This window comes from Acinetobacter sp. TAC-1 (assembly GCF_029025845.1).
Classification (GTDB): Bacteria; Pseudomonadota; Gammaproteobacteria; order Pseudomonadales; family Moraxellaceae; genus Acinetobacter; species Acinetobacter guillouiae.
On record NZ_CP118892.1, the window covers coordinates 2,324,213 to 2,347,792 of the forward strand.

At 38.3% G+C, this 23,580-nt stretch carries 19 protein-coding genes; 14 read left to right on the plus strand and 5 right to left on the minus strand.

The features are described 5' to 3' along the window. Positions 1-7: 7 nt before the first annotated feature. The 4 genes from PYV58_RS10890 (at position 8) to PYV58_RS10905 (ending at position 5,400) form a co-directional block, all read left to right on the plus strand. Positions 8-643, plus strand: a complete 636-nt coding sequence (locus tag PYV58_RS10890) for a VWA domain-containing protein (RefSeq protein ID WP_004821620.1) — start codon at positions 8-10, stop codon at positions 641-643. A 103-nt stretch (positions 644-746) separates the two neighbouring features. After that, a complete protein-coding gene (locus PYV58_RS10895; protein WP_034613144.1) occupies positions 747-1,799 on the plus strand; it encodes a TerY-C metal binding domain-containing protein in 1,053 nt (350 codons plus the stop codon). Between the two features lie 150 nt (positions 1,800-1,949). Beyond that, the gene (locus PYV58_RS10900) at positions 1,950-3,827 is read left to right on the plus strand and encodes a PP2C family serine/threonine-protein phosphatase (protein WP_034613141.1); all 1,878 of its coding nucleotides are present in this window, start codon (positions 1,950-1,952) and stop codon (positions 3,825-3,827) included. A gap of 43 nt (positions 3,828-3,870) precedes the next feature. Beyond that, positions 3,871-5,400: a lipopolysaccharide kinase InaA family protein gene (locus tag PYV58_RS10905; protein ID WP_034613136.1), complete on the plus strand. Its 1,530-nt coding sequence runs from the start codon at positions 3,871-3,873 to the stop codon at positions 5,398-5,400. A 27-nt stretch (positions 5,401-5,427) separates the two neighbouring features. Here the strand turns inward: PYV58_RS10905 and PYV58_RS10910 are convergent, their stop codons facing one another. The 5 genes from PYV58_RS10910 to PYV58_RS10930 are packed head-to-tail and all read right to left on the minus strand — an operon-like array spanning position 5,428 to position 10,362. Further along, complete coding sequence (locus PYV58_RS10910; RefSeq protein WP_004821613.1) at positions 5,428-6,354, minus strand: HpcH/HpaI aldolase/citrate lyase family protein; 927 nt, start codon at positions 6,352-6,354, stop codon at positions 5,428-5,430. Then, positions 6,351-7,517: a cysteine protease StiP family protein gene (locus PYV58_RS10915; protein WP_034613131.1), complete on the minus strand. Its 1,167-nt coding sequence runs from the start codon at positions 7,515-7,517 to the stop codon at positions 6,351-6,353. Before PYV58_RS10915 ends, PYV58_RS10910 begins: the two co-directional genes overlap by 4 nt. After that, entirely contained in the window at positions 7,510-8,289 is a 780-nt protein-coding gene (locus tag PYV58_RS10920; protein WP_034613129.1) for an HAD family hydrolase, read from the minus strand. Before PYV58_RS10920 ends, PYV58_RS10915 begins: the two co-directional genes overlap by 8 nt. Further along, on the minus strand, positions 8,279-9,400 hold the full coding sequence (locus PYV58_RS10925) for a phosphoribosyltransferase domain-containing protein (protein WP_034613125.1): 1,122 nt from the start codon (positions 9,398-9,400) through the stop codon (positions 8,279-8,281). The genes PYV58_RS10920 and PYV58_RS10925 overlap by 11 nt, the downstream gene beginning before the upstream one ends. A gap of 5 nt (positions 9,401-9,405) precedes the next feature. Then, positions 9,406-10,362 (minus strand): ATP-grasp domain-containing protein, encoded by a 957-nt coding sequence (locus PYV58_RS10930; RefSeq protein WP_227504227.1) that lies wholly within the window; start codon positions 10,360-10,362, stop codon positions 9,406-9,408. A gap of 365 nt (positions 10,363-10,727) precedes the next feature. On the opposite strand from PYV58_RS10930, the gene PYV58_RS10935 reads away from it, so the two are divergent. The 10 genes from PYV58_RS10935 to PYV58_RS10980 all read left to right on the plus strand — a co-directional run bounded on the left by PYV58_RS10935 (position 10,728) and on the right by PYV58_RS10980 (position 23,575). After that, positions 10,728-11,948: a TerD family protein gene (locus tag PYV58_RS10935; RefSeq protein WP_275059827.1), complete on the plus strand. Its 1,221-nt coding sequence runs from the start codon at positions 10,728-10,730 to the stop codon at positions 11,946-11,948. A gap of 57 nt (positions 11,949-12,005) precedes the next feature. Then, positions 12,006-12,581, plus strand: coding sequence for a TerD family protein (locus tag PYV58_RS10940; protein ID WP_004821599.1), 576 nt, complete (start codon positions 12,006-12,008; stop codon positions 12,579-12,581). 16 nt (positions 12,582-12,597) lie between these two features. Beyond that, the gene (locus PYV58_RS10945; RefSeq protein WP_034613116.1) at positions 12,598-13,710 is read left to right on the plus strand and encodes a DUF475 domain-containing protein; all 1,113 of its coding nucleotides are present in this window, start codon (positions 12,598-12,600) and stop codon (positions 13,708-13,710) included. 3 nt (positions 13,711-13,713) lie between these two features. After that, a complete protein-coding gene (locus tag PYV58_RS10950) occupies positions 13,714-14,292 on the plus strand; it encodes a TerD family protein (RefSeq protein WP_004821595.1) in 579 nt (192 codons plus the stop codon). Positions 14,293-14,408: 116 nt separating this feature from the next. Continuing rightward, positions 14,409-15,716, plus strand: coding sequence for a VWA domain-containing protein (locus tag PYV58_RS10955; RefSeq protein WP_034613113.1), 1,308 nt, complete (start codon positions 14,409-14,411; stop codon positions 15,714-15,716). Between the two features lie 14 nt (positions 15,717-15,730). Next, positions 15,731-16,447 carry a TIGR00266 family protein gene (locus PYV58_RS10960; protein WP_004720370.1) on the plus strand — a complete coding sequence of 239 codons (717 nt, stop codon included), beginning with the start codon at positions 15,731-15,733 and terminating at the stop codon, positions 16,445-16,447. A gap of 17 nt (positions 16,448-16,464) precedes the next feature. After that, on the plus strand, positions 16,465-17,055 hold the full coding sequence (locus tag PYV58_RS10965; RefSeq protein ID WP_004720371.1) for a TerD family protein: 591 nt from the start codon (positions 16,465-16,467) through the stop codon (positions 17,053-17,055). A gap of 245 nt (positions 17,056-17,300) precedes the next feature. Then, entirely contained in the window at positions 17,301-19,505 is a 2,205-nt protein-coding gene (locus tag PYV58_RS10970; RefSeq protein WP_034613110.1) for an OsmC domain/YcaO domain-containing protein, read from the plus strand. A 340-nt stretch (positions 19,506-19,845) separates the two neighbouring features. Beyond that, positions 19,846-22,581, plus strand: a complete 2,736-nt coding sequence (locus tag PYV58_RS10975) for a type VI secretion system Vgr family protein (protein ID WP_275059828.1) — start codon at positions 19,846-19,848, stop codon at positions 22,579-22,581. After that, a complete protein-coding gene (locus tag PYV58_RS10980) occupies positions 22,574-23,575 on the plus strand; it encodes a T6SS immunity protein Tli4 family protein (protein ID WP_034612941.1) in 1,002 nt (333 codons plus the stop codon). The genes PYV58_RS10975 and PYV58_RS10980 overlap by 8 nt, the downstream gene beginning before the upstream one ends. Positions 23,576-23,580: the final 5 nt, after the last annotated feature.

Here is a 23,580-nt window from a genome sequence, read left to right on the forward strand (position 1 = left end):
GAATATAATGCGCCGTTTACCTGTATATATTTTGTTAGATACATCTGGCTCTATGCGTGGTGAGCCAATTCACTCGGTGAATGTTGGCTTGCAGTCGATGCTCAGTGCATTAAGGCAAGATCCTTATGCGCTTGAAAGCGTGTATTTAAGTGTGATCACCTTTGATATTGAAGCAAAAGTTTATTTACCGCTTACCCCTTTAGATCAAGTTCAAATTCCAGATCTAGATGTACCCAATGTGGGAGCAACATTTATGGGTGCAGCATTGGAATTACTGGCACAGGAAGTACAACAGAATGTACAGAAAAGTAGCAATGATGTTAAAGGCGATTGGCGCCCGTTATTGTTCTTGATGACAGATGGTTCACCCTCAGATGTCTATGCTTATCAGCAAATCGTTCCCACAATTAAACAGCTTAACTTTGCCACGATTGTCGCTTGTGCTGCAGGGCCAAAAGCGAAAACTGAATCCTTGCTGCAACTGACGGATCAAGTGGTTGTGTTAGACACCATGGACTCAAATAGTTTTGCTAGCTTCTTTAAGTGGGTTTCTGCAAGTGTGGTCGCTGGTAGCAGTAGTGCAGGGGTATCCGATTCAATTTCTTTACCACCACCACCCGCCGAAATTCAGCTGGTTTTATAACTGAATATTACGTGACGATAAAAATGTTAAATCAAACAGATCAGTACTTGTCTGTTTGATTTAGGTATTTGAATAATATGATAAAAATAATGTAGGTGAAGTTATGCGCCGTTTACCGGTATTTTTTGTTCTTGATTGTTCTGAATCAATGGTCGGGCAACCGCTTGAATCAGTTCAAGAGGGTGTGGAATTTATTTTAAGCAGTTTAAGAAAAGATCCTTATGCACTTGAAACTGTATATGTTTCAGTGATTGCATATGCAGGTATTGTCAGAACATTGGTCCCTTTAACTGAGTTATTTGCCTTTAATCATTTTAATTTGCCCTTGGGTGGTGGGACACATTTGGGTAAAGCTTTAGATCATTTGGGTCAGGAAATTGATCGTTATGTGATGAAAACCACCAGTGAAGTCAAAGGCGACTGGAAGCCAATGGTCTATATATTTACCGATGGACGCCCAACCGATGAATATGATCAGGCAATTCAACGCTGGAATGCCAAATATGCGCATAAAGCAACAGTCGTCGCCATCGGTCTAGGTGCAGATGTTGATTTTTCTGTGCTAAGTAAGATCACTGAAAATACCATTTCAATTGATCAGATCAATCAAGAATATGTCAAAGGTTTGTGTAAGTGGATCACAGCCTCTGTGGTCTCACAAAGTATCAGTATTGGTAGCCATCAACAAAAAGATGACCTGTTGCCGATTGATGAGCGTTATATGCGCTTGGCAAAAGATGCATTATCCCTGCAAAAAAATAAAGCCGATGATCATTGTGCGATATTTGTCGGTCGCTGCCAAAAGATGAATAAACCTTATATCATCAAATATATACGTAACTTACAATATAAAGGTCCAGCTGATTTAAATATCAATATCTATAATTTTAAGTTAGATACCTGTAGTGCGATATCTGAGGAGTATTTTACTTGGTCAGATCATAATGCATCAAATAAGCAGATCAATACGGCTGAACTCGATGGTTTCCCTGAATGTCCACATTGTTTTTCTGAGACCGCTTTTGCGGTATGTGGATGCGGTAATTTGATGTGTTATGACGGCTATCGGGAATCTGTGGTTTGCCCGTGGTGTCGTCGACAAATCAGTTTCTCGTCTGGTGATGGAGATTTTGATTTAACCCGTGGGCAAGGTTAGGCTTTATCGGTTGATGTGTTGATACATGATTAAAGCATTGCTGCATTGAACAATATTAAAAATCTATATCGTTTAACGCTTAAGTGCATCGTGATTGGTGAGTGACCAAGTGACCAAGCAAATAGAATAGAAAAATGAGTAGAGGGTAAAATGGACAGTGATGTATGCAAATTAAAGCAAATTTTGGAACATAATTCCGCTGATTTCAGTGAGGATTTTTCACAATTTCTATTAAGTGATCCGCAAAATCTCAAACAACTTTCAAAACTCATCAATGAATTGGAAAAAGTGAAGATAGCTGCACCGCGTTTGAACAATATCGATGAAGCTGATTTATTGGATAACGCATCTGCTGCACAGTCTCAGCATGAAATTATAAGCTCGAATACAACCCAAGCTACTGTACAAAAGAATGTTCAAGAGCAAGTCGGTCTTAATCAGCAAACAGAAACCAATCAACACGCTAGAGTTGATGACCAAGTCAAGCTTGATGAAAATATTCAACAAAATTGTGTTGAGCCTTTAGTCAATGTGGATCAACTCCATACATCATCTGAAAACACCAACTCAGTTGGAGCAATTTCCGAAACGCAAAATGTCACTTTAGATCTTCACACAACATTGCAACTGGCACCGATCCTACAAGTTGAACAGCAAGTTGTTGCAGATCAAGTCGAGCAAGCATCAGCCTTTGCAACTGAACCCAATTTAGAAAACAAGCCGACAATTGATTCTGAAAATATAAACTCAACCCCTGAAATAATATCTTCTGAAACTGAGAAGAATAGATTAGAGATCGAATCTGTGTTTAGACGAAGTAAATATGAAGACATTAAATTTCAGGTTGAAAATGCCCGAGTTGGACAACACTATCAATCTCAAATTTCAGTGATTTCACAACATGATGTCAATCAATTAACGTTCAAATCTGAAAGCTTTAAATTTCCAGATACAAGTTTTTATTTCGATGAAGCCACACAGCGTATTCATGGTGAACCACTACAAGCAGATTCAATCGAATTTTCTTTTCAGTTTATCGCTGATGGAGAAACACGCTCCGCCCAGTGTCGGTTGAATATCATTGCAGACCCACGTAGTTTATGGAAAGTCATTGAACCTGAGTCTGGGCAAAAATTTAGCAAGCCACATTTGGATCAAGCCTTAATTGATGCCGTGGACTATAAAATTATCGCTGCAAGTCGTCGTGGTCGTTCACATGAACACGCAGGCTTATTTAGAGATGACGATTTTTCCATTACCTTAATTGACAATACATCTTGGTCGGTCTTGACTGTGGCAGATGGTGCAGGCAGTGCGCAATACTCCAGAGAAGGCTCTCGAATTGCGGTAGAGATTGTTGAAAATGAGTTTAAAAACTATTTAAATCCACACACGGTTGAAAGCCTGATTGCTGACTTAGAAAAGTGGCAAGTGGGCAGTCAGGATGCTGAAACTGTTGCAGTTGCCAAAAAGTTAAATGAGCAGTTTCATCATGTATATTATGAAATTTATAAATCAATTATTAACCAAATCAAATTACAAGCAGAGCAGATTGGGGCAAATACTAAAGATTTTTCAACCACATTGCTGGTTGCGGTCGTATGTAAATTAGCTGACAAAACCTTTATCAGCGCATTCTCCGTTGGAGACGGTGCAATCGCAGTATATAGCGAGGACAATGTGCGCCTGATGAATGTTCCAGATGGTGGTGAATATGCAGGACAGACTAAGTTTCTAGATCTGAGTATTGCAACAGAATTTCCAAACCGTTTAAAAATAGGCTGCTTTAAAGATACCCATGCGATTATGTTGATGACAGATGGTATTTCAGATCCAAAATTTGAAACAGATTCTGGCTTATCCAACTTTGATAAATGGCAAAGTTTATACCGTGAACTGGATCCGTTGCTACAGAATGAAGCAGCTGATATAGCATTGTTGGAATGGATGCATTTCTTTACAGCTGGGCATCATGACGATCGTACCATGGCCGTATTATGGAATAAGCATTCAACAATATCTGTATAAATAATATCTAAGTATTTGAAGAATATAGTGTAAGGTGGCAAGTATGTCAGCAAAAATTATTAAATGTACCACCGTTGATGGACGTGAAATAGAATTTGTAGATGAAATTATCGGTTCAGGTGCAATGAAAGATGTATATTTTTCACCTGATCGTAGTTATGTGGTGTGCTTTTTCAGTAAAGAAAAGAATAAGTTTTATGAATCTAAAGCCACCTTTGAGCAGCAAAAAGATCGTTTAAAAGAAATTGTTGGCAATAAATGGCAAAGTATTTTTAATGGGATTGGTGGGGATTATTGGAAAAATATTTTCTGTTGGCCCGACGGTTTAGTTGAATATAATAATTTGCTTGGGATTACCGCCCCAACCTATAGAAAACAATTTTTCTTTGAATATGGTTCAAAAAATAATGATTTTCTGCAAATCAAAGGCAAAGAAAAAGAAGGGAAATGGTTTGCAAGTGCAAATAACCAAAACAGATTTCTCGACGACAAAGAAAAAGGCACTTGGCTAAATTACCTTAAAATAGGAATTCTAATTTCTCGCGCAGTACGCCGTATGCATGCTGCGGGTTTGGCCCATTCAGATTTATCTTATAAAAATATTTTGGTCGATCCTGTTTCTGGGAGTGCCAGCGTTATCGACGTTGATGGTTTGGTGGTACCTGGTAAATATCCACCTGATGTTGTCGGTACTCCTGATTTTATTGCGCCAGAAGTGGTACGCACCAGTCATTTATCCAAGGATAATCCCGATCGTTATTTACCCAGTATTGCAACAGATAAACATGCTTTGGCGGTATTGATTTATATGTATTTGCTCTATCGACATCCGTTACGTGGTGGAAAAATTCATGATATGAATGATCCGCAAAAGGATGAAACGTTGGGAATGGGTGAAAAAGCACTGTTTATTGAACACCCAACAGATCATAGTAATCAGGTGAAACCGACTCAACTTAAAGTCAGTCAGCAGCCGTGGGGGGATCCTGCAAAAGTACCTTTTACAGTGACTGGACCGTATTTGTCTGAGCTCTTTATCAAAAGCTTTGTCGAAGGTTTACATGATCCTGCCAAGCGCCCCTCAGCCAACGACTGGGAAACAGCTTTGGTTAAAACAGTGGATTTGATTCAGCCGTGTCATAATCACCGTTGTGGTCAAAAGTGGTATGTGTTTGATAATTCCACTAAACCTGAATGTCCATTTTGTCATACGCCATTTAAAGGGAAATTACCTATTCTCAATCTATACTCAGCACGGCAGCAAGGTAATTTTAGACCCGATAATCATCGTTTAATGGTGTGGACAGGCCAATCTATTTACGCATGGCATACCAATAATATGATTGCACCCAATGAACGCTTGACTGCAGAACAGACCAAGCGAAAAGGCTATTTCGTCTTACATAATGATGTATGGTGGTTGGTTAATGAAGATATGCCTGATCTTACCGATGTTGCCAATAAAACGCAGATTCCGATTGGCGGTAAAATTGAATTAAAAGATGGTGTTCAAATTTTATTTTCTAAACAAGATGGCGGTCGTTTAGCTGTAGTACAAATGGTTGAAGCATAATTTGCTGCTTCAACCTCTAATCAAGGCTTATACCACCAATATTTTGTCATGTGTTGAACACGATGATTTGACCAAACCAAAAGTTTTATATCTAAGTAAAATCATTTCAGCCCAGTTTTTATGGGTTGCAGGTTCGATCATTGAACCATGACATTTAAATACACTTTTAGCATCGTGGGCTAAGATTAACTGAGCCTCATGAAACTCTTCTGGTTGAACTTGTAAGGCATGATGAATATGACCAATTTGAGCAGGATGAATTGCCGTTTTGGTATAAATTCCATTATTCATGTCTTGTTCCAGCTCTTGCATCAATAGCTGTGTATTTTCAAAATGTTCACACACAGGTGAACTCAACTGAAAACCGTTGGGAATAAATAATCCCGCCAATTGTGAAATCAAAATGCCCACAGGCGTCTGATAAATCGTGGTGTTTTTGGGTCTACGCAAATTTAAACAGGACAAGAGGTCATTGCCACCAATTCTTAAACATAATGTTTTATGAAAGTCATATTTAAGGGCTTGATAAAGTTCAATATTGTGTGCCACATCAAAGATTTCTTTGGTTTCAAGTGTCGGCATATATTGCAAATTGGCAGGTAATACATTCATCCAATTCTTGAGATTAAATACATTAAACTTGGGCAAAATCATGCCATTAAATGTTTGATTTAGATCCCAGTCGACAATGTGCTTTGCCATTTCCATATTTCTTGGGCGGATAAAAATGGCAGGGGCTTTTAAACTGGGTTCATCCAGTCGTCTTTGCAATAAATGTTTTAAATTCACCATCGCCGTTTGAACATCTGATTCGAGTACAGCATCTTCAAGACATACCGCAATTGATTTAATCTGCGGAAATTTAATTCCTTGGGTAACTTCCCACAATTGTTCATGTGTTGCAGGAATATACATGGTCGCGCCAAGCTCAATGGCGTGTAAAAGTGGCTTCATTTGTTCTTCTCTACTTTTTTTATCAATGTTGCTGCGTGATAAGGACCTAATTTTGTTCCCAGAATATCGACTGGAATATTTCGCTCACGTGCAAAGTGCAATAATAATTGTACATGAGGGTTAGATTCATCTTTCAATAAGATTCGCTCAGGTACGCGTCTTAAAACTGCACGGGTTGCTTCAGCAATACTGGGTTTTATATGGTTAATATTTTGAATCGCATATTGTGCTGCAATCCATTCAATCGTTTCTGCACATTGCTGCTGTTGTACTAAACGAATTTGATTGTTCCAGTTCACCTGTTTATCCGTTGGGTTTTGTTCAATCAGCAGTCGTATTTTCTCAATAAAATTGACAGAGAGGTCATAAGGTTTTAGCTGATCATAGATCAAACAACTATGCCATTTTTGTGTCTGATAGCAATTGTTTCGGGCATCTTGCTTTTCTATGCTTTCTTTTAAAATCGTCCGAGAAGTCAGTCCAGAGATCACAGAACCCAATATCCCAAATGGAATCAACCAATCATCTGTACTGGCACTTAACCAAGAATAACCACCCAAATCAGACAGGGTAACTAAACGCGGGATCTGCCAATTTTCATCAAAGAGCTCAGGAATGTCTTGTAGATTTTTTGTGAGTTCTTTGCATATTGCGCCTTTACCTGTCCAGCCATCTACAAAAACGATATTTTCAGCACCATGTTGTTCAATAATCGCTTGCAGTGCAGCAAAGTCGACACCACGATCACGAATAATACTAATACCATAGTGATAGCAAGACTGATGCTTTTCAAGGTAATGCTTAAGTAAAACACCTAAAGGAACACCAGCACGAACTAAGCTCACCAAAACAATCTCTTGTTTGGGAAAACGTTGCATCAAACTGTTGCCAAGTTTCTGAACTTCTTCGGCAAGGCGCTGTGCACCTTGTTCAAAGGCATGCTGATAATGTTGCATCTGTTCATCCGTTGGTGGATGTTCAGCACTGATCATTTGTGAATAGTGCATTTTTCCTGACTGGATCAGATATTCTTTTTCTTCAACTGCAGTGGGTTGAATATCATCAATCTGCATCAAAAAAGTGACATCTTCGGGACGATATGAACCGTGAAAGCCAAGTTTACTCAAGATTGGATTGAGTGGTGTGATCAATGCATTAGACATGACCTAAATATCCTTTAGTGTCAAAATCATGGCTTAATTGCGTATTGAGAAACTTATCCAACTGACTGCTTTTCGGCATTCCAAACCAATCACAACAGCTGAGGAATCCAGCATCTGATAGACTATCGCCCCAACCTAAAATAATACGTTCCCGTTGCGGATCATGTTTTTGAATATAGAACTCAACCGCGCTTTGTTTGCTGACATGATGTGGAATAATCGCCAGATTATTGCCATTGATATGGATATAGCATTGTTCCAGTAGCGTTTTAGGTAATTTTTCAACAAGCTGATCTAAAAATAACGCACCAGCTTGTTTTTGTTTTGCAACAGAATAAATACTCAGTTCGTTTTCAACCAAGGTCCAAGTTCTGACTTCACCCAAATCTTTGGCATAGTCATGCAAAGCATCTGGCAAGTCAGTCAGTATGCCATTGAGTTGAATTTCATGTTGTTTTTGAAGATCAAACCAGTCTGTATCCACGACTAAATTTCGATCCAAAATCGTGCCACCGTGGGAACAAATCGCACCATATTGAAAGGGGATTTGTACACGTTTAAAGCCTTCAACTGAGCGAGCAGTTACAGGTACAACTTCTGCAGATTCAAGCAACCAATTCAAAAAAGACTGCTGTTTTGGGCTCATATATGAAAGTGGTTGTCCTGAAACATCCGTAGTCACCATCTGATGTTGTGGTGTCGGTTGTTGTTTTCGATAAGTTTGAAATAAAGTGTCATCCAAGTCGACAAAGACCAAAGGTTTAGGGTTCATAACTGATCACTTCCAAATTTTTAATTTGTTCAAACAAGCTTGGGGCTACACTATCTTGATGTGTTTCAATCACCAAAAGCACCCGATCAAATTCTTGATGTTTTACGTTATAAGCAAAGTTTTGAATATTGAGCCCATAGTTATCATGAAACTGGCAAATACTTTTTATTGCATGTCCTTGCATGATTGGTGAACGGGTTGTTGAACTAAAATAAGTTTCAGCACCTTGTTGTTCCAACTGTTCTGCAATCAGAAAAGGGATCCAACTAAACTCACCTGAACCGAGTACAAGTATTTTTTCGCCTGGATGATTGATGTGAATATGTTCCCATGGCTTACATTCTAAATAGCCTGGCTCACGCCCCCAATTATTTGGTGCAATAATTTTCTGTGCCTGTTGCTCAGTGGAGCTGACATTGGGCATATTAACCTGAATATTGTGTTGATTCGCTTGCCACTGCCAATTTCCCTGCAATAATGAAACCACTTCCACTGGGATATCAAGCTCATCCGTTGCAAGACTGTGCTCAGCCCAGTTTACCAAGGTGACCAATATTACGCGTTCAATTTGCTGCAAACCGGAATTGGTTAAACTATTGATCAGATTTTTAAAGGTTTTCCCTGTTGAAATTTCATCATCAACTAAAATCAAGGTCTTTGAATCAACCACTTGCTGATGTTTAACTGGATCGTGGCTGCTTAGAATAAACTGATCTTGTGCATGACTATGTTCTTCTAGAAAAAGCCCCAATGTCGGTAAGGTCGATATAGGGTGTCGTGTTGTGGTTAAGAAAATCGCATTTTTGCCATGTTGTTTTTTTAATTCACGATAAACCCCAGCACCTAAACCGACGGCTGTTTCAGCCATACCAATGACACAGATTGGCCCAGCCAAATCTGTAGGCACTAAACTGGCTAAATCGCTATAGCTACGCTGCATTACAGAGGGTGCAACAGGAATATGTTTCCCCAATACTTTGGAAACAAATAAAAATGCTCTTTTAGGATTGATTCTTTCTGCAAAATCTAATAAATCATCTAAAGCCCAGTGGCTATGTTGTTGGTTAACTTGAACAGTGATTCGCCCACGACTTAAATCTATATGCTTCATCTATATTACAAATCCAATTTTATACTATGGGCAATCGGTAAAGCTTTAACAGGCGATTGTTGCGGTGCTCGAACTAAGTTCAAATTTAATTTTTCAGCAATTAGTTCGGCAATTAAATTGACTCCCGTATGTTGTGTATAAGCAAAACCACCAGCAGGGCGTGGATTGATCTCAAGAATATGCCATTGCAAGCTTTCATCTTGTTTAAATTGGATGTTAATTAGTCCATCACATTGAAAATAATCGACTAAATCTATACAAATTTGATGACAAGGATGTTGCAAAAAACACTCTTGAAAATAAACATGTTTGATTCTGGTTACTTGAGCAATGATCTTTCCTTGACTACAAGCAATATCAACTGAACATTCTTGCCCAGCCAAATAAGGCATAATCAGATATTCAACAGGCGCTTCCTGTTGATTATATGCCTCTATAAATTGCTGGGTATTACATTTGGTCGGTGAGCTAAAGTTTTTAAAGTACGACACATGATTCTGTAAACGGACAAAACCTGCACCATAAACCCCATAAACAGGCTTAGCGCAGATCTCACTATGTTGTAGCTGCAATGTTTCAATAGATCTTTTCAGCGTTTCTGTGGAATTTGCTAATAACGCTGGAATGACAGATAAATTTTGCGCTTCGCAATGTAAAGTAAACTGGTATTTATTGTTCATCAACTCATGCTGTTCTGAGCTGAGTGTACCAGTAATCAACTGAATAGCATGTTGTTCAAATTGGGCTCTAAACGGCTCAATATGTTGGCTGTGCTTTCCACAGAAGAGCAGTTGAATATTATGTTCAATACATTGTTCTAATAACCATTCAGCGCTCTTTGAAATAGCAGGTTGCTGAAGATAAACATCAGCACTTAAGGCAAGTTCGGGGCGATTACGGCTATGAGAACAAAATATAGTCAGTTGTTTTGATATATTAGAACTTTTCAGTAATTGAATCATATCATTTTGACAGGAATAACACTCGGCGATCCAAATTTTATATTGCTGTAGCACGGCTAATTTAATCTCAAATTTTTATAAAGAATAACGAAGTTTTTAAAGCGATTAATCTGATGCGCTGGAAAATATAACAATTCCCCGTAGTGATACAATATTTAATTTTAATATTTTGTAAAAGTAATCAAACCCCAAGAAAAAAAACACTGAAACACTTGAGATTAGTCATTTTTATGGTAAAACATAACACATCTATTTTTATTTGTTTTTTATAAAGAAAGTTAATTTAAAAAACTTCATTTGAATAACATATGATTTTAAACTCATTTTATCAAAAAGCGATAATATATCTATAAAGTGGAGGGTTTATGCAGCTGGTTGCTGGTGGAAATATTCAAATACCTGCTCAGGATATTGAAATTTGTATTAAAACAGGTTTTTCTTCTGAGATTGAATTAGATGTTACTGCGTATTTACTGGCCCAAGGCACGCTTAAAGTGCGTGGTGATCAGGACATGATTTTTTATGGACAACGTCAAACATCCAATCAAAGTGTGGTTTTGCTAGAATCGTCATCTAAGAATCCAAATCTCACCAAATTAAAAATCAATACTGCACTTTTAGATGCACAAATTCAAAAAATCGCCATTTGTGTCACGATCAATGAACCAAACACTATTGGAAATATTGTTCCGATTGATATTGAGCTTTATGCAGCACAACAGCGTATTGCGACTGCACATTTGGACACTCGCAATAGAACTGAAAAAGCCTTAATCCTTACCGAGATTTATTTACATAACAACCAATGGAAGTTTCGCTTTGTTGGCCAAGGATTTAATGGTGGATTAAAGCCATTGGCAGAAAACTTTGGTGTTGTGATTGCCGATGAAGTGAAAAACACTACACCTACACCTACACCTACACCTACACCTACACCTACAAATTCAAATTCAAATTCAAATTCAAATTCAAATATTAATTTGTCTAAAATTAGACTAGATAAAAACAATTCAAGCATCAATTTAAGCAAAAAAGGCAATGGTTTTGGGAAAATTTCAGTCAATTTAAACTGGAATAAAAGCCAGCCCAAATCCCAATCATTTTTTCAGAAACTATCGAGTTCAAGTGCAATAGATCTGGATCTTGGTGCGATGGTACAACTTAAAAATGGTGAAATTGATTTAGTGCAACCGCTGGGCAATCGTTTTGGTCGTTTTGAGATCAAACCATTTATTCAGCTTGATGGTGATGATCGTACTGGTTCATCTGTACAAGGTGAAAATCTGCACATTAATGGTAATCAGTGGGATCAAATTGAGCGTATTGTGATTTATGCTTATATTTATCAAGGTGCTGCGCAATGGGCAGCAACGGATGGCGTGGTCACCATTAAGATCCCAGACCAACCCGAAATTGAAGTTCATTTGACGGATGGTAATCAATTGACAACATGTTCTATTGTAGAATTAAAGAATAACAATGGCACTATACAAGCCAACCGAGAAGTTCGTTATTTTAAAGATCAAAAATATTTAGATGAACATTATGGTTTCGGTTTCCGATGGACACATGGTTCTAAAAATTAATCGACTGCATATATTTAAACAATCAATGCACACTGCAATAAAGTAGAGGAAATATAAATGGCAATTTCATTAAACAAAGGTGGCAACTTATCTTTAAGCAAAACTGACCCAAGTTTAAACCAAGTTTTGGTCGGCTTAGGTTGGGATGCGCGTGCAACTGACGGAACAGATTTTGACTTAGATGCTTCGGCATTTTTATTAAGTGAAAGTGGTAAAGTCCGTGGTGAACATGATTTCATTTTCTATAACCAAACTCGTTCACCAGAAGGTTCTGTTGAACATACAGGCGATAACCGTACAGGTGCGGGTGATGGTGATGATGAAGCGGTTCGTATTAATCTGGCAAAAGTACCTGCAGATGTTCAAAAGATTGCGATTACAGTTACCATTCATGAAGGTGAAAGTCGCGGTCAAAATTTTGGTCAAGTTCAAAATGCGTTTATTCGTGTGGTAAATGATCAAAGCAATACTGAAATTGTTCGTTTCGATTTGAATGAAGATTATTCAACAGAAACTGCCATGATTTTTGGTGAATTATATCGCCACAATGGTGAGTGGAAGTTTCGAGCTGTAGGACAGGGTTATGCTGGCGGTTTAAGCGCAATGTGCCAACAGTTCGGTATAAGCATCTAATATAAGAGTTCAATGGATGAAACATTTTCGCTTTTCGATTCTTTTTACCATCATTTGTTTAGCAATTTCAGCGTATTGGGGTTTTACACATGGGCCCCAAGCTGGCCTAATGACCATGTTCAAGGCATTGGCAATTACTGCAATTCTTGCAGTAATGGAAGTTTCTTTATCATTTGATAATGCTGTGGTAAATGCTTCAGTACTTAAGCACTGGAATCATTTCTGGCGAACCTTATTTTTGACAGTCGGTATTGTTATCGCTGTATTTGGTATGCGTTTAATCTTTCCATTACTCATTGTTGGCGTCACTGCAGACATGGGGATGATAGAAGTCGCAAAACTCGCGTTGAACGATCCGAAAACCTACTCTGAAAAACTCATGGCACATCATGCTGAAATTGCAGCATTTGGTGGTATGTTCTTACTTTTGGTGTTCCTTAACTTCTTATTTGATGATGAAAAAGATGAGCATTGGTTCCATTGGTTGGAGTCAAAACTCGCTGATCTAGGCAATATTCAAGCGATTTCAGTGTTTATTTCATTATGTGCATTATTGGTTATGGCTAATTTTGTACCTGAATCTTCTCGCCTTGTTGTAACTATGGCTGGGATCTGGGGAATTGTGATTTATGTCGGTGTTCAGGTGATCGGACACTTGCTTGAAGGCGGTTCACATGATGATGAGCAAGAACCAGCGACTGAACAAACCAGTTCAAATAATGGTGCACCAGTCACAGGTACAATTATCAAAGGCGGTATCGGTGGCTTCTTGTATCTTGAAGTACTTGATGCGTCTTTTAGTTTCGATGGTGTAATCGGTGCTTTTGCAATTACCAGTGATGTGGTAATTATTATGCTGGGCTTGGCAATCGGTGCAATCTTCGTGCGTTCGATGACGGTTTACCTTGTAGAAAAAGGTACGCTTGATGCTTATGTTTATTTAGAACATGGCGCGCATTATGCGATTGGTGCACTTGCATTCATCATGCTTGCAAGTGGTACAGGTTTACATGTACCTGAAGTCGTAACAGGTCTGATTGGTGTCGCGTTTATTGTTTGGGCAGTGATCTCATCAATTTCTTATAGTAAAAAACAATCTCTTGAAACAACAACTGACAAAGGAAACTAAAAAATGGCTATTAATTTATCAAAAGGCGGTAACATCAACCTGTCTAAAACAGCGCCTACAATGAATAAAGTAGACTTAGGTTTAGGCTGGAATCCTCGTGTGACAGATGGTAAAGCATTTGACTTGGATGCTGTTGCTTTTCTGACTGGTGAAAATGGCAAAGTTCGTTTAGATGGCGACTTCATCTTCTTTAACCAAAAAACTTCTCCTTGTGGTTCTGTCAACCATAACGGCGATAACCGTACAGGTGACGGTGATGGTGATGACGAAACAATTTCAGTTGATTTATCTAAAGTTCCAGCAGATGTGGCTAAAATTGTATTTGCTGTAACCATTCATGAAGGCCAACAAAATGGTCAAAACTTCGGTATGGTCGACAAAGCCTATATCCGTGTAATCAATAAAGATAGCAATGCAGAAGAACTTGCACGTTTTGACTTATCTGAAGACGGTAGTACAGAAGTTGCGATGATCTTTGGTGAATTATACCGTCATAGCGGTGAGTGGAAATTCAAAGCAGTTGGTCAAGGTTTTAACGGTGGCTTAGGCGCTTTGGCTGCAAGTTATGGTGTTGCAGTTTAATTTTTAAAATCAGTACTAAAAGATTTATCTTTTAGTACTTGAAAGTGATTCGGTTTAAATCGGTTCATTTATGGACACAGTAAAAATTATTTTCAAGTACTAAATAGAGAACAACAATGCAATTCATCACTGGCCAAAAAATGGCACTTCACCAATTGTTGCAGACAGAGACACAGTTTAAAGTACGTGTACAAGTTCAAGCACCTTTTGAAATCGATATTTCTAGTTTTGGTATTGCGCCAAACGATAAACTTTTCCATGATGATTATATGACTTTCTATAATCAGCCACAGACTCCGAAAGGCGAAGTTCAATATCAGCTTCAAGGCAACATACATAATTTTACCTTTGATTTAAACAAGATAGATGCAACACGAACGTCACGTTTTGTTATTTGTGCAACCTTAGCCAATGAACAGTCTCAAATCCAAAATATACAATCGATTCAGGTTGAGTTATCTAATCAACAGGGTCAGGTTGTTGCCAGTTATGTTTTAAATGGTTCTAATTTTAGCCAAGAAAAAGCTGTGATGCTGACTGAGATTTACTTTAAAAGTGATGCTTGGCGTATCGCTGCAATTGGTCAAGGTTTTAATGGTGGCTTAAAGGCTTTAGTTGAGCACTTTGGGGGAGAAGTTGAAGAAAGTGCAACAGCTACTCCATCAACAGCAAACCCATCGATAAGCAATAGCGCATCTACGATTGATCTGAAAAAGAAAGTGGTATTGGATAAAATCCAAAATGCAGCACCACACTTGGTAGATATTACTAAAAAGTCTTTGATCAGTTTAGAAAAAAATAATTTACTCGATGTAAAAGCTCGCGTAGCTTTGGTGCTCGATTATTCTGGTTCAATGCACCAACAATATATAAAAGGTGATGTGCAAAAAGTACTCGACCGAATTATGCCATTGGCAGTCAATTTTGATGATGATGGTAGTTTTGAGTGCTGGGCATTTGCAGAAAAATCCTTGCGTTTAAGCGATGTAACCTTGAACAACTTAGAAAATTTTGTCAATACAGATCAAGGCGGTCATCCAAAGTGGAAAGCGGGTGCACGTTATAATAATGAACCCGCTGTACTTGAAGCCGTGATCCAGTATTTCACCCAAGAAAATCCATCTCATTTACCCGTATACGTGGTATTTGTTTCAGATGGCGGGGTCAGTGAAAGTAAAAAGATTAAAAATATTCTTAAAAATGCATCCAGTTTTCCTATTTTTTGGCAGTTCGTGGGTATCGGCGGCCGTAACTATGGTGTGTTGGAACAACTCGATACCATGGATGGGCGAGTAGTAGATAATTGCAATTTTTTTGAAATGAGCAATATTCAAAGTATGCCTGAAGCACAACTGTATGATGCGCTGCTTCAGGAATTTCCACTGTGGTTAAAAGAAGCGAAAAATAAAAACATTATTCGATAAAGTGAGGACAATCGATGGCTAAATTTGAACTTGTAGGCAGCCCAGAACCATTTCTATTGGTCGATTTGGTACAGGGAGAAAAAATATTTTGTGAATCTGATGCAATGGTCATGATTGAACAAAATTTAGAATTGGCAGGGAATTTACGTGGCGGCTTATTTCAATCATTTATGCGTAGATTTACCACAGGTGAATCGCTGTTTCAGCAAGAAATCAAAGCATCATTTGGTCATGGACAGTGTCTACTTTCTCCAAACATAGATGGTGATATGCAAATTCTTAACATTGGCCCTCAGCAATACACTTTATCTGATGGGGCTTTTGTTGCAGCAACAGAACATGTCAATGTCAAAGCCAAGATTCAAGCAAACTTAGGTGGTGGATTTTTTGGTGATACGGGTGGTTTTGTGGTGATGGAATCATCTGGACAAGGACAACTGTGTATTTCAGGCTGTGGTACCTTGATGGAAGTCGATGTCAGTACCCAGAACGGAGAAACCACCATTGATAATGGTCATGTTGTGGCATGGGATTCGTCTTTAAGTTACAACATTGGTATGCCAAGTTCACAAAACCGCGGAATTGTTGGAAATCTTTTAAACAGTTTTACCAGTGGTGAAGGTATGGTGCTTAAGTTTAGGGGCAATGGCAAAGTCATTATTTGTTCCCGAAATCGCAAGAGCTACCTCACATGGTTATCTTCAGCTTTAAATTTAAATAGAAACAATTAAATCTATGAGGGAAACACATGAGTATTAGTTTAGTAAAAGGTCAAAAAATCTCTTTAGAAAAAGGTGATGGTTCATCTTTGACCAAAATTTATCTTGGTGCAGGCTGGGATGTGGCGAAGAGTGGCGGATTTTTAGGTGGTCTTTTTGGTGGCGGTGGTGGTGATTCAATCGACCTTGATGCTTCAGTCATTATTTTTGATGAAAACAACCAACCGCTTGATGCAGTATGGTTCGGTCAATTAAAAAGTAAGGATGGCAGTATTTGGCATTCAGGGGATAATCGGACAGGTGCTGGTGATGGCGATGATGAAGTGATCCATGTTGATCTAACCAAAATCCCACCGCAAGTCAAAGCACTGGTTTTTACAATTAGTAGTTTCCGCGGTCAAACTTTTGAAAAAGTTGAAAATGCTTTTTGTCGTTTAGTTGACTCAAATACCAATACTGAAATCGCAAAATATAACCTTTCAGCAAAAGGCAATTATACTGCCTTGATTATCGCTAAAGTTTATCGCCACAATGGCGCATGGAAAATGTCTGCGATTGGCGATACCTGTAATGGTAAGACCATTCATGACATGCTTCCTTCGATCATTCCGGTGCTTTAAGTGCGGCTGTAAAAATTTTAATCAACAAAGTCATTTCTAGGAATGGCTTTTGTTTAAAGTATTTTCAAACTTTCCATTCTAAAGTTATCAATTGTGTAAAATAATTCTATAATAGCGTCCATTATTACTGACCTCAGTTGAGGTTGGTTCGTTTTAAGTCAATTTCTTCTCCGTGATTCGGCTTATTTTTCAATATTTAAATTTTATGTGTCCATGCCAACACATAAGAATATTTAGGTGCCCACATGGAAATCAAAGTCAATTACCTCGACAATCTTCGACAAGAAGCCAAGTTCGATGACTTTACAGTAATTGCTGATCAACCCATTCGCTATAAAGGTGATGGCTCTGCGCCGGGTCCTTTCGATTATTTTCTTGCATCATCTGCTTTGTGTGCTGCTTACTTTGTAAAAGTGTATTGTGCAGCTCGTGATATCCCAACAGATAATATTCGTTTATCGCAAAACAATATTGTCGATCCTGAAAACCGTTATAAACAAATTTTTAAAATTCAGGTTGAACTGCCTGCGGATATTTCGGATAAAGATCGTCAAGGTATTTTGCGTTCGATCGATCGTTGTACCGTTAAAAAAGTCATCCAAACAGGTCCTGAATTTGTTATTGAAGAAGTTGAAAGTATTGATGCCGATGCACAAGCATTGCTCATGCCCAACTTAGCACAAGAAAGCTCAACTTATATTGAAGGTAAAGATCTACCTTTAGAGCAAACTATTGCCAATATGTCAGAGATTCTGGCAGGTTTGGGAATGAAAATTGAAATTGCCTCATGGCGAAATATTGTTCCAAATGTATGGTCATTACATATTCGTGATGCGCAATCTCCAATGTGTTTTACCAATGGTAAAGGTTCAACCAAAGAAAGCGCCTTGGCTTCGGCATTAGGCGAGTTCATTGAGCGTTTAAATTGTAATTTCTTCTACAACGACCAGTTTTGGGGTCAAGACATTGCCAATGCTGAGTTTGTACATTATCCAGATGAAAAATGGTTTAAACCAGGACCAAATGGAGCGCTACCTAAAGAAATACTGGATGTATATACATTAGAGGTATATAACCCAGACAATGAATTGTTAGGTACGCATTTGTATGACACCAACTCTGGTAATACTGAGCGTGGGATTTGTTCATTACCATTTGTACGCCAATCAGATCAAGAAGTTGTATATTTCCCATCAAATTTGATTGAAAACTTATATCTAAGCAATGGTATGAGTGCAGGAAACACCTTAGCCGAAGCTCAAGTACAGTGTTTATCTGAAATTTTTGAACGTGCGGTTAAACGTGAAATTTTAGAGGGAGAAATTGCACTTCCAGATGTACCTGAAGATGTTTTAGCAAAATACCCGCGTATTGTTGAGGGCATTAAAGGCCTAGAAGAACAGGGCTTTCCAGTCTTGGTTAAAGATGCATCGTTGGGTGGTGAATTTCCAGTGATGTGTGTCACGTTGATGAACCCACGTACAGGTGGCGTATTTGCATCGTTTGGTGCACACCCTAAGCTTGAAGTTGCTTTAGAGCGTAGCTTAACTGAATTGTTACAAGGTCGTAGTTTTGAAGGTTTAAATGATTTACCTAAACCAACCTTTAGCAGTAATGCGGTGACTGAACCGAATAATTTTGTTGAACATTTTATCGATTCAAGTGGTGTGGTGTCTTGGCGTTTCTTTAGTGCAAAATCAGATCATGACTTTGTTGAGTGGGATTTTAGCAGTGCGGGTGAAAATGCCAATGCTGAAGAAGTAAAGACCATGCTGAACATTCTTGAAGAAATGGGCAAGGAAGTCTATATGGCTGTCTATGAGCACTTAGGCGCGACAGCTTGCCGTATCATTGTGCCTGATTATTCTGAAATTTATTTGGTTGAAGACTTAATTTGGGACAATACCAACAAAGCATTGTTATTCCGTGAAGATATCTTAAATCTTCATCGTTTAGATGATGAACAACTTGAAGCTTTAGTTGAACGTCTTGAAGAAGTTGAAGTAGATGATTACACCGATATCGTAACTTTAATTGGGATTGAATTTGATGATAATACTGTGTGGGGACAACTGACCATCCTTGAGTTAAAACTGTTGATTTATCTTGCTTTACAACAGTTTGAAGAAGCCAAAGATTTAGTTGAACAATTCCTGCAATACAATACCAATACTGTAGAACGCGGCTTGTTCTACCAGTGTATGAATGTAATGCTTGAAGTTGAACTAGATGACGACATGGATTTAGATGACTATGAAGCGAATTTCCGTCGTATGTTTGGTGATGAACGAATGGATGCAGTTATTGGTTCTCTAGACGGCAGTATGCGTTTTTATGGTTTGACTGAAACCAGTATGCAGCTTGAAGGGCTTGATCGTCATTTAAGACTTATTGACAGCTATAAGAAGTTACATAAGGCACGTGCTAAAGCTGTTGGCTTAGCAAGTTAAACGCATTTTACTTTAGAACATAAGTGAAATACCCAAGATTCGTCTTGGGTTTTTATTTTTCAAAATAATATCAATAATAGATCTCTTTCATAAATCAAAAAATGATCCTGTTGAGCAATCATATGGATATTGAAAGTTTCTTCTCCCTTTGGGAAGGCTAGGATTAGGAGGATTTTATGTTGATTTATAGTTTTAAAAAGGACTTATGAAAGAAGCCTAATTTAAATTTATATCTCTAGATGAATATTGAATTTGGAACACAACAATAATCCAGTAAATTTGAGCCATACTAAATTTTATGTTAAGTTTTACTTATCAATTGTAAGGCTATAATAATAAAATGTTGAATAATATTTCTATCTTCTTGGATAAGTTTGGCTTCGGAACTCAAAAACGTGCGATGAGTGTCCAATTTTCAAATTTGGAACTCAATTCCCAAATCATGTTACAACGTATTGATGGTTATCATGCTGTCAACGAGGGCTTATCCGCAGAACTGATCTGTTTATCCTTAAATCCATTTATAGAATTAAAACAATTTATTGGTTGTCAGGTGAGTGTGGACCAAGTTACAGATTCAGGCAGGTTGTTTAGAACGACAGGGATTATCACAGGTGCAAGTCAGGGACAATCCGATGGTGCATTGAGCCTTTATCGATTAACCATGCAAGATCCAACCAGTTTATGGCATAAAAGACGTAATAGCCGCGTGTTCATGGATAAGCGTGTTGTGGAAATTTGCGAAATTATCGTAAAAGAATGGCAATCCAAAAGTGCCTTGTTTGCAGCAAGTTTAATACTGGATAGCAGTGGCTTAACCAAAGACTATGATGTTCGTCCATTCTCCATGCAATCAAACGAATCTGATTATGAATACCTTACTCGGATTTTACGTGAAGAATCAATTAACTGGCTGATCGATGAGTCGAATTACTTGGTTTCTAGTAATAGTATTGAACCACAGAAACTAAGATTAATTGATGACAATGCCCAATTTAAGGCCCTTGAGCGTAGAACCATTCGTTATCATCGATCGAATGCAACGGAACAGTATGACAGTATCACCAGTTTTATCGCAAAGAGACAATTACAATCTACAGCAATCCACGTCCAGCGTTGGCAAGCAGACAGTTTAACTCAAGAAGACGCCAGTGGTTCCGTCCTAAGTTCACACAAACACAGCGCACAACGCGACAATGAGAGTCTAAGTCTAGAACAAACTTGGAATATCTCTCCTGCATGGATCCGTGACCTTAAAGGTGAAGACCAAGCCACAGCATCAGGAAATAGCCAACTCGATAAACTGAATAAACAACTGAATCAATATCAAGCTTTGCAAGCCAAATACTTTACCGCGCATAGTAGTGTCCGTGATACACAGGTTGGCTATTGGTTTCAATTGACTGATCATCCAGAGTTGGACAGAAATCATCGTGGAAGTGATAAGGAACTGCTTATACTGAATAAGCACTTTTACCATCAGAACAACTTTCCCAAAGATATTCAAGATCAAGTTGAAAAACTACTCACCCTCAGCCATTGGCAAAGCAATAAAGACAGTAAACAAGAACGTCAAGCCAATGAGCTTACCTTAGTTCGTCGTAACATTGATATCGTTCCTGAATATGACCCTTTAAAACATCGACCAACGGCTCACGTACAACGTGCCAAAGTGGTCAGTGATGGTGATGAAATCTATGTGGATGAATGGGGTCGGATAAAAGTACGTTTCCTATTTACTCGAATTGAAGATCATGCTCATGATGGTGGTGCTGGTTCAAACGATACTGATACCGATTCTGCATGGGTCGATGTACTGACGCCATGGGCGGGTGAAGGTTATGGTGCAAGATTTCTACCTCGTGCTGGTGAGACGGTAGTGATTGATTTTTTTGATGGTAATATTGACAGACCCTTTGTTACAGGACGAATCCATGAAGGACATCGAAGTCCAACCCAATTTGATATCAAAGGCAAATTGCCAGAAACCAAAAAGCTGAGTGGTATTCGATCAAAAGAGATTTCGGGGGAAGGCTTTGGGCAACTCAGATTTGACGATAGCACTGGGCAACTGAGTACACAGCTACAATCTAGCCACGGTGCAACACAGCTAAATTTAGGCAATCTAAGTCATCCCAAAGAAACCGCAGAAAGTGATGGTCGTGGTGAAGGGTTTGAGTTAAGGACCGATGATTGGGGCGGAATACGTGCGCCTAAAGGAATATTAATTACAACAGAAATAGCAAGTAATGCTGCTGGAAACCAACTTGATCGCGACAATCTTCAAAATAATATCGAAAAATTCTTAGCAACTAATCAAGCCATTCAGGAAGCAGCGAAACAACACCAAACTTCTGCGCCAGCATTGGAGTTACAAGAAGCCATAAAAATAGCGCTTCCGAACTGGAATGAATCAGATTCGACCCCTTATATTGCAATCGATGCAAAGGATTCACTTATTTTCGATGCAGATAAAGGCATAATTGCCCAAGCCAAAGAAAACATTGATATAAGTTCAGAACGTAATGTTCAAATTTTTTCAGGTCGAGCTTTTCTGGCAAACGTTTTAGATAAAATTTCACTCTTTGCTCAAGCAGCGGGTATCAAAATCAAAGCTGGGCAAGGTGCAGTCGAAATTGAGTCACAAGCAAGCAGCATGAAAATCGCCTCACAAGAACTGATGCATATTTATGCGATTAATGACTTTATCAAAGTCGAAAGTGGTAAAGGAATACTGATCTCATCTGGCGGTGGTTTCATTAAAATTGAAGATGGCAATATAGATATTGTTTGCCCAGGCACCCTATCCTTTAAAGCAGGGCAAATTAAAACCATGCCAGGCAGTACTTTAACTACTGATTTAGCCGCCATGCCAAAACTTCAAATGGATTATGCTGAATGCTTTGTGTTACGTAATAAAGCAGGCAAAGCTATGCCAAATATGAAATATAAAATAAAAACAGAAGATGGCAAAACCATCGAAGGTATTACGGATGCCGAAGGTAAAACAGAGAAAGTAACGTCACTGGCTATGACCAAAGCAGTCATTACATTATTAGGATATGTCGATGAATAAATTACGCTCTTGTTTATTATTCACTATTTGTATCATCAACACAGGATGTGCATTTGCAAAATCAGAAATAAAAAATACTGGAAATAACATGATCAATTTAGAAAAAACCAAAACTTATTGCATTGGGCGTTATGTGGTTGATATCCCCGCTGAAGCAAATCCATTAGAACGTTATGATAAATATGATTCCTTTACCATTAAAGTTCAAACTAAAGCAACACGTCAAGATTTTGATGCTGCTGTTCAAAAATGGAGAAATGATTACTCAAAAGGCAACCGGAAAGTTTTTGAAGACCCCAAAGAACAGATATTTGATGGTCGAGTGACTAAGATTTTTAAAGGGAAATTAGCGGATAAGAAAATACTTCCTTATGATGTCTTTGGATTTGTACTTGATAAAAATACGTTATTTTTAATTGAAGGCGGACATAGTGACTCCCCAGAAAGAACCAAGAAAAGTAATGAAGCAATTCATAATTTAGTGAAAAACTTACGCTATCGTAATGAGCATGAGATTCCCAAAGAAATAGGACAATGTATTTATCAAGGTTTTATTAACGATGAAACCGAACAGTACCGTTATAGTATTCAAACACTAGCTTTTGACTTTAAAAACTATCCAACAGTGGTATTACGTTTTGAGGCAGAAACAAATGATGAATATGTCTTGCCAATGATTCCCCGGATAGAAAAAAAGTTTAAAGAGGTTGGGCAAAGCCAACGTCAAATTGATAAAGGCAATATCCGTAAAGGTGAAAAAAATACGGCTCATTTAACGGGTCAAGAATGGATTTCAGTTGAAAAAATGAAAGGCAAAAATGGCATTAGCGCCCTATGGGAACATACGGGCAGTGCCAATAAGAATCAGGATCCATTGATTAGTTTTGAGACTGATACTGGATATTCTTCCCCGCTTAGTGAAAGTAGTAGTTTACAACAATATGACGCCTTAAAACTTTATGAGTCAATTTTAAAAACCATACGTAAATTCTGAGAATA

Coding starts and splice junctions, on each gene's coding strand:
- PYV58_RS10930 (WP_227504227.1), bottom strand. CDS start 10,362: ATGATTCAATTACTGAAAAGTTCTAATATATCAAAACAACTGACTATA.
- PYV58_RS10900 (WP_034613141.1), top strand. CDS start 1,950: ATGGACAGTGATGTATGCAAATTAAAGCAAATTTTGGAACATAATTCC.
- PYV58_RS10940 (WP_004821599.1), top strand. CDS start 12,006: ATGGCAATTTCATTAAACAAAGGTGGCAACTTATCTTTAAGCAAAACT.
- PYV58_RS10920 (WP_034613129.1), bottom strand. CDS start 8,289: ATGAACCCTAAACCTTTGGTCTTTGTCGACTTGGATGACACTTTATTT.
- PYV58_RS10945 (WP_034613116.1), top strand. CDS start 12,598: ATGAAACATTTTCGCTTTTCGATTCTTTTTACCATCATTTGTTTAGCA.
- PYV58_RS10970 (WP_034613110.1), top strand. CDS start 17,301: ATGGAAATCAAAGTCAATTACCTCGACAATCTTCGACAAGAAGCCAAG.
- PYV58_RS10950 (WP_004821595.1), top strand. CDS start 13,714: ATGGCTATTAATTTATCAAAAGGCGGTAACATCAACCTGTCTAAAACA.
- PYV58_RS10955 (WP_034613113.1), top strand. CDS start 14,409: ATGCAATTCATCACTGGCCAAAAAATGGCACTTCACCAATTGTTGCAG.
- PYV58_RS10965 (WP_004720371.1), top strand. CDS start 16,465: ATGAGTATTAGTTTAGTAAAAGGTCAAAAAATCTCTTTAGAAAAAGGT.
- PYV58_RS10980 (WP_034612941.1), top strand. CDS start 22,574: ATGAATAAATTACGCTCTTGTTTATTATTCACTATTTGTATCATCAAC.
- PYV58_RS10910 (WP_004821613.1), bottom strand. CDS start 6,354: ATGAAGCCACTTTTACACGCCATTGAGCTTGGCGCGACCATGTATATT.
- PYV58_RS10935 (WP_275059827.1), top strand. CDS start 10,728: ATGCAGCTGGTTGCTGGTGGAAATATTCAAATACCTGCTCAGGATATT.
- PYV58_RS10895 (WP_034613144.1), top strand. CDS start 747: ATGCGCCGTTTACCGGTATTTTTTGTTCTTGATTGTTCTGAATCAATG.
- PYV58_RS10975 (WP_275059828.1), top strand. CDS start 19,846: ATGTTGAATAATATTTCTATCTTCTTGGATAAGTTTGGCTTCGGAACT.
- PYV58_RS10915 (WP_034613131.1), bottom strand. CDS start 7,517: ATGTCTAATGCATTGATCACACCACTCAATCCAATCTTGAGTAAACTT.
- PYV58_RS10905 (WP_034613136.1), top strand. CDS start 3,871: ATGTCAGCAAAAATTATTAAATGTACCACCGTTGATGGACGTGAAATA.
- PYV58_RS10925 (WP_034613125.1), bottom strand. CDS start 9,400: ATGAAGCATATAGATTTAAGTCGTGGGCGAATCACTGTTCAAGTTAAC.
- PYV58_RS10960 (WP_004720370.1), top strand. CDS start 15,731: ATGGCTAAATTTGAACTTGTAGGCAGCCCAGAACCATTTCTATTGGTC.
- PYV58_RS10890 (WP_004821620.1), top strand. CDS start 8: ATGCGCCGTTTACCTGTATATATTTTGTTAGATACATCTGGCTCTATG.